10 protein-coding genes are annotated in these 11,675 nt (G+C 61.8%); 4 read left to right on the plus strand and 6 right to left on the minus strand.

Going from position 1 to position 11,675, the window contains the following annotated elements; genetic code table 11:
- Positions 1–501: 501 nt before the first annotated feature.
- Positions 502–1,254 (plus strand): class I SAM-dependent methyltransferase, encoded by a 753-nt coding sequence (locus QZY03_RS28235; RefSeq protein WP_295587094.1) that lies wholly within the window; start codon positions 502–504, stop codon positions 1,252–1,254.
- A gap of 163 nt (positions 1,255–1,417) precedes the next feature.
- On the opposite strand, the gene QZY03_RS28240 is transcribed toward QZY03_RS28235, so the two are convergent.
- The 4 genes from QZY03_RS28240 to QZY03_RS28255 form a co-directional block, all read right to left on the minus strand.
- Positions 1,418–3,139 carry an acyl-CoA dehydrogenase family protein gene (locus QZY03_RS28240; protein ID WP_295587096.1) on the minus strand — a complete coding sequence of 574 codons (1,722 nt, stop codon included), beginning with the start codon at positions 3,137–3,139 and terminating at the stop codon, positions 1,418–1,420.
- Positions 3,140–3,146: 7 nt separating this feature from the next.
- On the minus strand, positions 3,147–4,163 hold the full coding sequence (locus tag QZY03_RS28245) for an electron transfer flavoprotein subunit alpha/FixB family protein (RefSeq protein ID WP_295587098.1): 1,017 nt from the start codon (positions 4,161–4,163) through the stop codon (positions 3,147–3,149).
- Positions 4,164–4,169: 6 nt separating this feature from the next.
- Positions 4,170–5,060 carry an electron transfer flavoprotein subunit beta/FixA family protein gene (locus QZY03_RS28250; RefSeq protein WP_295587100.1) on the minus strand — a complete coding sequence of 297 codons (891 nt, stop codon included), beginning with the start codon at positions 5,058–5,060 and terminating at the stop codon, positions 4,170–4,172.
- A gap of 383 nt (positions 5,061–5,443) precedes the next feature.
- Complete coding sequence (locus QZY03_RS28255; protein ID WP_295587102.1) at positions 5,444–6,415, minus strand: MBL fold metallo-hydrolase; 972 nt, start codon at positions 6,413–6,415, stop codon at positions 5,444–5,446.
- Between the two features lie 198 nt (positions 6,416–6,613).
- Here QZY03_RS28255 and QZY03_RS28260 point away from each other — a divergent pair, with 198 nt between their 5' ends.
- The gene (locus QZY03_RS28260; protein WP_295587104.1) at positions 6,614–7,399 is read left to right on the plus strand and encodes a DUF2189 domain-containing protein; all 786 of its coding nucleotides are present in this window, start codon (positions 6,614–6,616) and stop codon (positions 7,397–7,399) included.
- Between the two features lie 178 nt (positions 7,400–7,577).
- Here QZY03_RS28260 and QZY03_RS28265 read toward each other — a convergent pair whose 3' ends face one another.
- Together QZY03_RS28265 and QZY03_RS28270 are read right to left on the minus strand one after the other, a co-directional pair.
- Entirely contained in the window at positions 7,578–8,006 is a 429-nt protein-coding gene (locus tag QZY03_RS28265; RefSeq protein ID WP_363168887.1) for a response regulator, read from the minus strand.
- Positions 8,007–8,063: 57 nt separating this feature from the next.
- A complete protein-coding gene (locus tag QZY03_RS28270; protein ID WP_295587106.1) occupies positions 8,064–8,729 on the minus strand; it encodes a sulfotransferase family 2 domain-containing protein in 666 nt (221 codons plus the stop codon).
- A 15-nt stretch (positions 8,730–8,744) separates the two neighbouring features.
- Between QZY03_RS28270 and QZY03_RS28275 the strand changes: the two genes are divergently transcribed.
- The gene (locus QZY03_RS28275; RefSeq protein WP_295587108.1) at positions 8,745–10,892 is read left to right on the plus strand and encodes a hypothetical protein; all 2,148 of its coding nucleotides are present in this window, start codon (positions 8,745–8,747) and stop codon (positions 10,890–10,892) included.
- A gap of 64 nt (positions 10,893–10,956) precedes the next feature.
- Positions 10,957–11,673 carry a class I SAM-dependent methyltransferase gene (locus QZY03_RS28280; RefSeq protein ID WP_295587109.1) on the plus strand — a complete coding sequence of 239 codons (717 nt, stop codon included), beginning with the start codon at positions 10,957–10,959 and terminating at the stop codon, positions 11,671–11,673.
- Positions 11,674–11,675: the final 2 nt, after the last annotated feature.

Raw genomic sequence — 11,675 nt, forward strand, 5'->3', positions numbered from 1 at the left:
GGTGACGGCTGGTGTTTTGGTCGACTTCAGACGATACCGCCGGTCTCCCGCTGCCGCCACCTCCGCAGGAGCCGCCGGCCCTGGTCCAGCCCACCCGTGCACAGCGCCCGGCCTCAGGCAAAAATGGCCAAAGTCGAGGTGCGGCCGTAGGGCGCAATAGCGCAGCGTATTGCGCCGCATGTCGGAAACGATCGATAGTCCCGGTTCTCGCGGTCCCGAGACGGCGCAGATGCAATGTCGACCGGCTGACGCCGATGGAAAGAACATCAGCCATCCCCAAGGATGAATATCCCCCGTGGGAGCGGCGTCCCGCCGCGATGCGGTGCCGCGGTGACCGCTGACGCTGCGGCTACACGCCCGCCCCCGTCGCGGCGGGACGCCGCTCCCACAGCGTCGCTGCGCGACTTCCACGGTATGCCTCGACCTCCATTTTTCTTGAGGCCGGAACGACGATCTAAGCCAACAATTGTATTCGCTTATTAATTGATTCTTTACTCGTTCATGAGTGAACCGACCCAACCCGAGTACATCGCGACCCTGATTGACCTGCATCGCGGGCTGCCGCGCCAGGGGCCGGGGGACCCGGAATTCACGCGACAGTTATTTTGCCGGCTGCCGACCTTGCCGGCGCAACCGCGGATTGCCGACCTCGGTTGTGGATCCGGCGCCGCGACACTGTTACTTGCGAAGCACTACGGCAGCCTGGTCAGAGCGGTCGACGCGGCACCCGACTTCATCGAGGAACTGAGGAACAAGGCCGCCACGGCGGGCCTTGACCATCTGGTCGACGCCCTCTGCGCTGATATGGCGGCGCTGGACTGGCCACCCGCCTCGATCGATCTTCTCTGGTCCGAGGGTGCAGCGTACAACCTGGGCTTCGAGCAGGCACTAAGGGCCTGGCACCCCATCGTATCCACGGGCGGCATCGCCGTTGTATCGGAGATGAGTTGGTTCAGCGACACCGTGCCGGACCCGGCGCGTCGGTTCTGGGAATCGGCGTATCCGACCATGGGCACGGAGCAGCAGAACATCGCTCGGGCGACAGCCGCCGGCTTCAGCGTTGTCTTCACCGAAAGGCTGCCGAGCAATGCCTGGTGGGAACACTACTATGGTCCCCTACGTGAACGCATGCGCCGGCCGGATGTGGCCGGCATGAATCAAGCCGTCATTCGGGAAACCGAGCAGGAGATGGCGCTGTTTGAACGCTACAGCGACTGTTATGGCTATACGTTTTATATTCTGCAAAGGCCTTGATCATCGTGCCGACCAGTTTCCGCCGATGCCCTGGTTCAGAAATCCGTTCCACAGATAGTCACAGATGAACACAGATGCTTTTCTTCATCTGTGAACATCTGTGTCATCTGTGGATAAATCCGGATGCAGGCCCCACCGCCGACCTTCCCGACAACCGCTGACATCAGATAAGAATATCGTCCGCGTGCAGTAAATCAGCGAAGAGATCCTTCTTGATCACTTCATAATTCCTGCGCGTCTTGGCCGCTGCGCCGATGATGTAACGGCGGGCGATGAAGACTTTGCGGCTGTCCTGCGCCGCCTCATCCATGAGCAACCAACCGGTGTAGAGATAGCTGTAGATCTCCACCAGTTCCTTGGCGGCGATGCTCTGAAATTGCTTATCGGTCTTGTCCGCGACGAATTTCAGGGCGTCGAGGAACAGCACCCGCATCTCTTTCAATTCATCCGCCAGGCGCGCCAGATTGCCGGTATTTTCCTGTTGCTCCAGCCTGGTGAAATGCTCGCCAAGAATGTCGCCAATGACTCCGCCGGTGGCCGCCACGATTTGCAACTGCGAGGTGCCCTCGTAGATGTTGGTGATCCGCGCATCACGGGTCAGGCGCTCGACATTGAACTCCTTCATGTAACCCGTGCCGCCATGAATCTGCAAGGCGTCATAGGTGATCTTGTTGGCGTTCTCGCTCAGTACATACTTGGCCATCGGGGTGAGCAGCGCGGCGACCCGGGTTGCCTCCTTGAGTTTGGCGTTCTCAACCGTCGCATCCTTGCCTTCGGCCTTGAGCGCGTCGACCTTCTCTTCCAGCTTGTTGCGCAAATCGACCCAATGACAGCCGGCGTAGAGCAGGGAGCGGTCGCTCTCCAGCGTCACCCGCATTTCCATCAGCAGGTTGGCGACCACGGGGATCGCATAGATGCTCTTACCGAACTGTTCGCGCGCCCTGGCGTAGCGCAGCGCTTCCTCATAGGCGGCCTGGGAAATACCCAGACCCTGAGCGGCGACGCCGAGACGCGCACCGTTCATCATATCCATGACGTACTTGATCAGGCCAAACTTGCGCTTGCCGATGAGTTGCGCCGGGGTATCGTTGAACTGCAACTCGCAGGTCGGCGAGCCATGGATACCCAGCTTGTTCTCGATCCGCCGCACGACGACGTTATCTTTGCCGTAGCAGGCGAACAGACTCAAGCCCCGCCCGTCCTTGGTGCCGGGTTCGGAGCGGGCCAGGACCAGCAGGATTTGCGCATTGCCGTTGGTGATGAAGCGCTTGACACCCTTGAGACGCCACTGTCCGTCCTCGTCCTGATAGGCGAGCATGTTGACGGCCTGCAGGTCCGAACCGGCGTCCGGTTCGGTCAGCACCATCGCCCCCGTGGCCGCACCGCTGGCGAATTGCGGCAGGAATTCCTGTCGTTGCGCCTCATCGCCGTATTTATTGATGGTCTCGGCGATGTCCTGCAGACCGAACAGGTTCATCAACGAGGCTTCGGCACGCGCCACCATCTCGATCGCCATGGTGTAGATGGTGGTGGGGATGTTCAGGCCCCCATAGCGTCGGGGCAGCGTGAACCCCATCAGCTCCGCCTTGGTCAGATCTTCCAGGGCCGCCTGGATGCCCTTGGCATAGGTCACCTTGCCGTCGGCGAAATGACTTCCCTCTTCGTCGACCGCGGCCGCCTGGGGCGCCACGTTGTTCGCCGTGATGTCGCCGACGATTTCCAGCACCTTGCGATAATTATCCAAGGCATCCTGGTAATCGGTGGGTGCGAAGTTATAGCGACTGGCCTCGGTGTAGCCGTGCTCGGCGATGTCAACCACCTCCTCCAGGTGCAGGCGGTCGAAATGAAACAGGAGATCGGTGTTGTCGGTGAAATAGTTGGCCATGGCTCGGCTACTTTAACTTGTGCTTGTAGGCGTCGATGAGCTTGGGAATCACTTCCATCACATCGCCGACGATTCCATAATGGCAGACGCCGAAAATCGGCGCGTCGGGATCGGCATTGATGGCGATGATCTTGTTGGACTCACTCATCCCAGCCCGGTGCTGAATCGCCCCGGAAATGCCGCAGGCGATATACAGCTTGGGCCGCACGGTGACCCCGGTCTGCCCCACCTGCCGGACGTGGTCGATATAACCGGCGTCCACCGCCGCACGCGTGCCCGCGACTTCGCCGCCGATCACCCGCGCCAATTCGTGGAGGATCTGAAAATTCTGCCAGTTGCCCATCCCGTAGCCGCCGGCGACGATGATCGGAGCAGCCTTAAGGTTGACCTTGCTCTCCTCGTGATGCCGGGCGATGATCCGCACCAGGTGGTCGGCGGCATCGGGCTCATAGTAGATCGGCGTAATGCGTCCAGCGACCGGTTGCGCCAGCGGAATTTTCTCCATGACGCCCTCGCGCACCGTCGCCATTTGCACCGGGGAGTCCGGGCAGATGATGGTCGCGATGATGTTGCCGCCGAAGGCCGGGCGAATCTGCAGCAGGAGTTGGGAATAGTCCTTGCGCAAATAGGTCACGTCCGAGATCTGCAGATCGGTACAGTCCGCGGTCAATCCGCTACGGGTATGGGAGGCGACGCGCGGCGCCAGATCCCGGCCGATGAAGGTGCCGCCAAACAGGACGATCCGCGGCTGATACCGGTCCACCAGCTCGCTCATGATGCGGCTGTAGGGCAAGGTGTTGTAGTGGTGCAGATCCGGGTGATCCGCCAGCAGGACGTCGGTGACGCCGTAGTGAAAGGTCTCTTCGGCAACGGCCTGCATATTGTGGCCGATGAGCACCGCCTGCAATTCCCCATTCAGGCTTTCCGCCAGCTTTCTGCCCTTGGAGAGCAACTCGAAGCTCACGTCGGCCGGCTTGCCGTCGCGCTGTTCAATGAATACCCAGACCAGTTTATTCTCATTCATAGGGGCTTATCCGAAGATGTGGTCTTCCATCAGTTTATCGATCAGCGCATACATGCCGTCCTTGGTGGCCGGTATGGTTTCATGCGCGCTCCCGCCCAACACCACCGACTCGATCTTGTGGACCTTGGTCGGTGACCCGCCAAGGCCACACCGGTTCAGGTCGACATCCAGATCGTCGGCGGTCAGCGTGGGGATAAACAGACCCTTGGATACGTACTCCTCCTTGAGCTGATCCACATACAGCAACGAATTGCCCTCGGTCATCTTTTCCAGTTCGAGCAGAGTATGGGCATTCTTGTACGCCATGACCCGCTTGGCCCGGAAGGGCCGGGGTGTGGCGGCGTCCTTAACGACCGTGATCAGGAGCGGAAGGGTGCCTTCCAACACCTCAAAGCCGTTATCCACCTTGCGCTTGACGGTGATCGTCGACCCTTCCGCCTTGAGGATCGCTTCCGCATAGGTGATCTGCGGCAGGCCCAATTTTTCAGCGGTCTGCGGGCCGACCTGGGCGGTGTCGCCATCGATCGCCTGCCGGCCGGCGAAGATGATATCGTAATTGCCTAGTTTACGGAGCGCTTCCGCCAATACATACGAGGTCGCCAGGGTGTCGGCACCGGCAAATTTCCGGTCGCTGATGAGAAACGCCTCATCGGCACCCATGTACAAACACTCGCGCAGCAGATCCGAGGCTTTTAAAGGCCCCATGGTCATCACGCGCACGGTGCCGCCGAAACGATCCCGGAATTGCAGCGCCAATTCCAGCGCCACCTTGTCTTCGGGATTGAAAATCGTGGGGAGTTTACTGCGATTGACAGTGCCGTCCGGCTTCATTACCTGCCCGGAGATATTGGCCGTGTCAGGAACCTGTTTGACCATTACGATGGAATGGTAGCTCATGCTCTGCCTTGTAAGTTCTACTGGGATAATCGGGGAATGCGGCGACCGGCAGACCAGACGATCAGCACAGACGGGGCCATGGCGGTCACATCACCCGGAAAAAGGGACCGCGGAATTTTACCATTTTTCGTAAGCCCATGCGATGGAGGCAGCGGGACCGCAGCAGTTCCAAATTTGGGTAGCCGCCGCCGGCGGAGTGGCGGCGGCGAGGTGGATGGTGGATGCGCTGCGCTTATCCACCCTACGAAAACCGGCTCCGCTGTAGGGTGGATAAGGCGCGCTGTTCGGTGTCAGAGACCCGACACGTCGGTCGCGCGCCGCATCCACCAGGGGTCGCGCGAGGCCGCCCAAATCTGGAATAGCTGGCCGCGGCCCATCAGGAATCACCCCGCCGCGACCTGCCGCTCGCGCCGCTTGAGCCAGACCTCCAGACCTTGAGCGTTGAGTTCGGTATCGACCGCGAGCAAGGCGTCGATCCGCACGTCCTCCAGATCCACTCCGTGGGCGCGGGCACTGGCCGTCAGGTGCGCCGATACCGCCCGCTTGAGCCGGGTGAGGCGTTCGGGGTCATCGCGCCCCTCCTCCGCCAAGGCGATCCCCGCCATGTCATGAATGCTCCGGCGCAGGCCGTCCACCAGCCGTTCCGGCGCATCGACCCGGCCGTAGTGCGTCAGGTACATGGCTTTCGGATTCACGTTCATGAGCTTATCGAGGCTTTGCAGCCAGGCGTCCGGATCGAAGGCGACCGGGGTGGTGGGAGCGAACAACCAGGGGACACCCGCCGTATCGAACTCGCGGTAGGCAATGCCGAAGGTATCGCCGGTAAAACAGCCGCGCGTCCGGGCGTCGTGGATGCAACCGTGGTGATTGGCGTGACCCGGCGTGTCGATGAAGGTCAGGATGCGGCCGGCCAGATCGACCTGCATCCCATCCTCGGCAACGATCACCCGCTCCTCGGGCACCGGGGTCAGGCCCCCGAAATCACGGGCGAAGGCCTCGGTACCATAGACCGCGCCGGCCCCCGCCAGCAACCGGGCCGGATCGATCATGTGCGGTGCGCCCTTGGGATGAATCACCAGTCGCGCCGCGGGACAGGCGGCGATCAGGTCGCCCGAGCCGCCGGCATGATCCAGGTGGACATGGGTCGGCATCACATAGTCGACGTGCGCCGGGGTCAGGCCCATGTCCGCAATGATCTTGAGCAGGGACGGCACCGTGTGCGCGGTGCCGGTGTCGATGAAAGCGAGCCGGTCGCCCGAGCGGACCAGATAACACGCGGCCAGGCCGTGACGGTAGAGACCGGTTTCGATGCAGTAAATCTGGTCTGCGACCTCTTGGATGTGCGGAATCGTCATGGTGGGCCTCCGATGGTAGTTGTATTGAGATCAGGATTGGTTTTAGATTGCATAGACCCGAGAGTCTAACCGCGCCGCTGGCCCGACGGTAAGCGGTCCGTGGTACCCGAATTGCCGGGCACCGGACACAGCGCGCTCGTCTCAACGGTTCCGATCGCCCAAGATCTTCACAAAAAAGACACTCGGAGGACACCTTAAATGACCCAAGCAGCGACCGCCGGCGCAATGCCGACAGACACCCCGCGCATCAACGAAATCAGCCTGGAACGCCCCTGGGAGTGGGTCCTCAAGGGCTGGGCCGATCTCCGGGAGGCACCCCGGTTCAGCCTCGCCTACGGCGCCGTATTCGTGATCGTCAGCGTACTGATGACCCTGGGCCTGCTGGCCGAGAACCTGTTCTTCATCGTCCCCGCGCTGGCCGCCGCCTTCTTCCTCATCGCCCCCTTGCTGGGGATCGGACTCTACCAGATCAGTGCAAATCTCGAGGCCGACCGCCCGGTCGAGTTCTGCCAGGCACTGCAAGCCTGGCGACAGAACGAAGTGCAACTCGCGGCCATGGCCCTGATCCTGGTGTTCGTGCTGCTGGTATGGATGCTCGCCGCCATCCTGATCTTTGCGCTCTTCTACGACAACCCGGTACCGAACTGGGCCAATTTCCTGCCCACCCTCTTCCTGTCCGGGGAGAACAACACCTTCGTGGCGGCCGGCGTCATCGGCGGCGGACTGATCGCCGCCTTCACCTTCTGCATCAGCGTCGTGACCGTGCCCATGCTGATGGACCGTCCGGTCGATGTCGTAACCGCCATGCGCACTAGCATGGCGGCGGTCCGCAAGAACTGGCAGGCCATGAGCCTGTGGGCAGCGCTGATCGTTATGTTCGTGGGCCTCGGCATCCTGACCTACTACATTGGCCTGCTGATCACCATGCCGCTGATCGGGCACGCCACCTGGCATGCCTATCGGGATCTGGTGCCGATCGACTGAGGCCGGGGACGGCGGCGGCGAAGAACTCAGGAAAGCGGCTCTGAAAGCCTTTTTTGGCAGCCTTGTCATCAACCCGACCGCCGCGCGATCTGCGCGGTGGTCGGTCAGCGAACGGCAGGGGTGATGATCAAGGCCCGCGGGACTTAGTCTGCCTGCTCCCGGCACCACGCTTCAAGGGTCAGACCGAGGGTCGTCTCAACCATTTCAGTAAGGTCGCGAAGAGCAATTCCGGTGCGATCGGTTTGGAGATGAAGTCGTTCATCCCGGCAGCGAGGCAGCGCGCCTTGTCCTCGGCGAAGGCATTCGCGGTCAAGGCGATGATCGGTACCTCGCCCAGGAAGGCTTCGGCAGCGTCGCTCGCCAGGGCGGCATCCGCGTCGCACGCGGGCGCGCCTTTCTGTAGTCGCGCCGTGAACCAGAAGGTGCTGCCCACGCCGAGCCAACTGACAACCCCGTCATCGCCCCCCATCAACTGAGCCAGCTTCTTGGTGATGGCCAACCCCAATCCGGTGCCACCGTACTTGCGGGTGATCGTATTGTCGGCCTGTTCGAAGGCGGCAAAAAGCTTGGAGAGATGCTCGGGGCGATGCCAATGCCCATGTCCTATGGAGGGTCAAGATCGATTCGATTGAAGTAACCCGGACGGCGATTAGTGCTACTCCTCTTATCCTTGAGGATCAAAGGTGTAGCCAAGCATCTCAATGTCTGTCTTGAAATGCTGCGCAACCAATTCGGCGGTCTCGGCCGTGTAATAGCTGCGATAGTCCTTGCGGCGATCACTGGCCTCACGCGCATGGGGCAAGGCGGGGGTCTTGATCCCGATGCGGGCGCAGGCGGTCGCGAAGTCCGCGTGCAAACGTTCGTACCGACCAATATAGTCGACGATGGTCTGGCCGTGGAGATCGATCAGATAATCACTCTGCAACTCGATCGAGGTATCGACGTGATACTGGTAGGGACGCTGGGGGTCCAGCTTCCAGCGCAGGAAGGCCTCGAAGGTCTCGTTCCCGCCGAGATACTGGGGGCGCTCCCGCCGGATGTGGTGAAAGGAGCTGACTTGCAGGTCCCAGGGGTTGCGCACGAACGCAAACTTGAATAACTGGTCGAAAAACTCCTTGGGTAACATTTCCTTGGCGGCGATGACCTTGGCGTGGCGCGGCAGCTTGGTGGCCAGGCGGTGGCCGCTCAAGTGACTGAAGCGGCTGCACAGGAACATCGGCCAATACCAGGGATCGGCCCAGCGCAGACCCTCCAGCGCGGCGCGTACACTGGTGCCGCCGGTCTTGGCAATATGGACGAACAGAAAGCGGTGTTTGACTGAGAGCAGCATGGGTTCGAGTGTAACATGACCCCGGAAGCCCAATCGCTCAAGTCGCCGTTGTTGGCCCGCCGCGGCAACTCCCTGTACACTTGCGGGTTGGTTCGCGCCGCGCTCCACGGTCCATTAACCAACGCCTTCCTGCCCTGCTCAGCGATTCAAGCCATGCCCAGCCCACCGCCGCTGCCGACCCGTCAGGACCCGACCCGCGCACCGCGTTGGGGCTGGATCATTGCCCTTGGTAGCGCCGGGTTGCTGCTGATGGTGTTGGCGTTTGCCCTGCGATCAATCGAACGACCGATGCAGTTGACGCTCGCTGCCACGGAGATCCTGCCGCTCGAAGGCCAAGCCTTCCAGGTCGACCTCAAGCATCGTCTCCCCTGGCCCTGGCAGGCGCGCAGCGATAACCCGTTCAATCTCTATCGCTCCGAATTGCTGTTGTTCGAGGACGGACGCAGCCTCGGACCACCGCACGCACCCTATGATCAGGTCCATCAGGACGGCGGGGGCGGCTACCTCCACTGGGCCAGGTTGCTGATCTTCAGTACGCCCGATCACACGGACCCGCGCACCAATGGCCGCGGCTACGAGATTCGGTTCACGGCCGGTGTCTCCCATCGCATCCTGCGCCAACTGGTGGACATCGGCGGTCTGCTGCTCCTGGCCGGGCTCGGCGCCGCGCTCTGGAAGCAGCGCCGGGCCGCCGCGCGGGCGATCACCGCGGGCGCCAGGCACCTGCGCCGCCGCTACCGGGACTACTTGCTGGCCGGACTGATCCCGACCGCGGTCTCGCTGGCGGCCCTGTGGCTGATTCCACCGCTCTGGAACGGCTCGGACAGCGCCATCTGGCTGCTCTGGCAGTTGCACTGGATACCGCATCATCCCCCGGCGTATCCGCTGTTCATGGCGGCCGTCAACACGCTGTTTGATGGTGCGCCGCAGATCCTGCGTGTCACTCAATGGGTCCAGCACCTGGCCTACATCCTGGCGATCGCCTATCTGGCCTCCGCCTACCGGATCGGCTGGCAGATCCTGCTGGTGGCGGCGCTGGCCTGTGTCGGCGGCGGGCTGAACCTGTTCGCCCATGGATTCTTTACCGAGGGGTTGGCGACGCCGCTGACGCTACTCTTTCTCGGCGCCCTGCTGCGGCTGCACCGGGACGGCCTGACCGCGGGCGTGGCCGCGGCACTGGGTCTCGCGCTCCTGGCGGCGAGTCTCAGCCGCCACGCGCTGCTCATCCTGGGTGCGCTCCCGGTCGCCTACCTGTTCATGCTGGCGATCCTGTCGCGCGGCAAGGCCGCCGGCGTGCTGGTCATCGCCCAGGCGGTCGCCCTGATGATCGCGGTCGGCGTCACCAACAGCGCCGTCAACCGTTATGTTTCACTGCTACTCGACGCCCAGGAGACGTCCATCATCGGACGGGTCGGCGTCTATCGCATACAGGCCGCGTATGACCTGGTGCCGCCCGCGGACCGGCCGGCCTGGCTGGCGGCCATCGGCGCACGCGCCGCGGACCCGGCGGTGCAGGAGGCGCTGCCGCTGCTGGCGCGGACACCGAACCCCTGGACCGGGCCGCGGGACGCGATCGCCGCGACGCCCGCGCTCTATGGGCACCATCCGGATGCCATCATGAATGCCGGCTACCGGGCCTTTGCCTATACGCTCGATCCCTATGCCTGGCGTCAGATGGGCCAGGAACTGGGACGCGCCATCGTCGGCATCGGCTCATCGAGCTATTGCCCCGGGCAGGTGAGCTGTCTGCTGGGTGGTTCGGCCGTGTCGATCGAATCGGTCTTTCCGGCCGACCCGCGCTACCGCAGCGCTGCGGCCGGGACCGGGGCTGAGCACGTGGAGACGGCTGCCCGTTACCGCGCGCTGGCCGCCCATCCGCTGACCCGGTTCCTGGACATCCTGCTGCCGCTGATCCCGCTGCAGCGGTTCTTATTCCTGGCCGCCTCCCTGGCGCTGGCCCTGGCCGCCGCCGTGCTGACCCGCGATGCGCGGATCAGCGCGCTGGCCGCGGCCCTCTGGCTCGGTGCCCTGATCTATGCCCTGGCCCTCACCTTCATCACGGTGGTCTTGCCCCGCTATCTCTCGCCCATCGATACCCTGATCTGGGTGTCGAACAGTGTCACACTCGTCGCCATCCTGGCGCGGCGCGACGTTAAACAATAAGGCTCAGCGCAATGTCGACGCGCTATGCAACACTGGGATCACAGCAGCGAATGGGTCGGTCACAATGAACGTCGCGCATAGAATTGCAATCCTGGAAAAACTTGGCTATTCTCTTTCGCGAAACGCACACATCCTGGACTTTGGCTGTGGAGCGGGTCGGTCCGTTTATGCGCTGGTTGACCAAGGATTTATCAACACATTCGGATTTGATGTGACGGACTATCTCGAATTACGCAGCACGAGTGACCGTGCGCGCTTTTTTATTTCTGAGTCCAGACGACTTCCGTTTGAAGACAACAGTATTGATCTCATCATCAGCGATCAGGTTTTTGAGCACGTAAAAGATCAAGTCGGCGTACTTCGAGAACTGTACCGGATCATGCGTCCCGGAGGAGTCGCATTGCACATCTTTCCAGCCCGATATTGCCTGATCGAGAAGCACATCCATGTTCCGCTTGGCGGTGTGATCGGGCATCGCTGGTGGTACAAGCTTTGGGCACTGCTGGGAATACGCAATCAGTATCAGGCTGGGCTCTCCGCGGATGAGACAGCAGATCGCAACGCGTTTTATTTCGTCGAAGGACTCAACTACGTCTCGAATTCGTGCTATCGGGTGGTATGGCAGACGCTCGGCTATCAACATCAATGGATTGACCTGGAGTTTTTCGATACCATTGACCGTCCGTCCGCGCGCGTGGTTGCGAAAGCGCTCCGGATGATGCCGCTTCTCTGCTGGTTGAACCGAACATTTCAAACGCGAAGAGTGTTCTTAAGAAAATAGTA

Origin of the sequence: uncultured Lamprocystis sp., from assembly GCF_903933125.1 — a bacterium.
Classification (GTDB): domain Bacteria; phylum Pseudomonadota; class Gammaproteobacteria; order Chromatiales; family Chromatiaceae; genus Thiodictyon.

What these genes read in the sequence shown, in the direction of transcription:
- QZY03_RS28235 (WP_295587094.1), top strand. Translation starts at nt 502, where the DNA reads ATGAGTGAACCGACCCAACCCGAGTACATCGCGACCCTGATTGACCTG.
- QZY03_RS28240 (WP_295587096.1), bottom strand. Translation starts at nt 3,139, where the DNA reads ATGGCCAACTATTTCACCGACAACACCGATCTCCTGTTTCATTTCGAC.
- QZY03_RS28245 (WP_295587098.1), bottom strand. Translation starts at nt 4,163, where the DNA reads ATGAATGAGAATAAACTGGTCTGGGTATTCATTGAACAGCGCGACGGC.
- QZY03_RS28250 (WP_295587100.1), bottom strand. Translation starts at nt 5,060, where the DNA reads ATGAGCTACCATTCCATCGTAATGGTCAAACAGGTTCCTGACACGGCC.
- QZY03_RS28255 (WP_295587102.1), bottom strand. Translation starts at nt 6,415, where the DNA reads ATGACGATTCCGCACATCCAAGAGGTCGCAGACCAGATTTACTGCATC.
- QZY03_RS28260 (WP_295587104.1), top strand. Translation starts at nt 6,614, where the DNA reads ATGACCCAAGCAGCGACCGCCGGCGCAATGCCGACAGACACCCCGCGC.
- QZY03_RS28270 (WP_295587106.1), bottom strand. Translation starts at nt 8,729, where the DNA reads ATGCTGCTCTCAGTCAAACACCGCTTTCTGTTCGTCCATATTGCCAAG.
- QZY03_RS28275 (WP_295587108.1), top strand. Translation starts at nt 8,745, where the DNA reads ATGACCCCGGAAGCCCAATCGCTCAAGTCGCCGTTGTTGGCCCGCCGC.
- QZY03_RS28280 (WP_295587109.1), top strand. Translation starts at nt 10,957, where the DNA reads ATGAACGTCGCGCATAGAATTGCAATCCTGGAAAAACTTGGCTATTCT.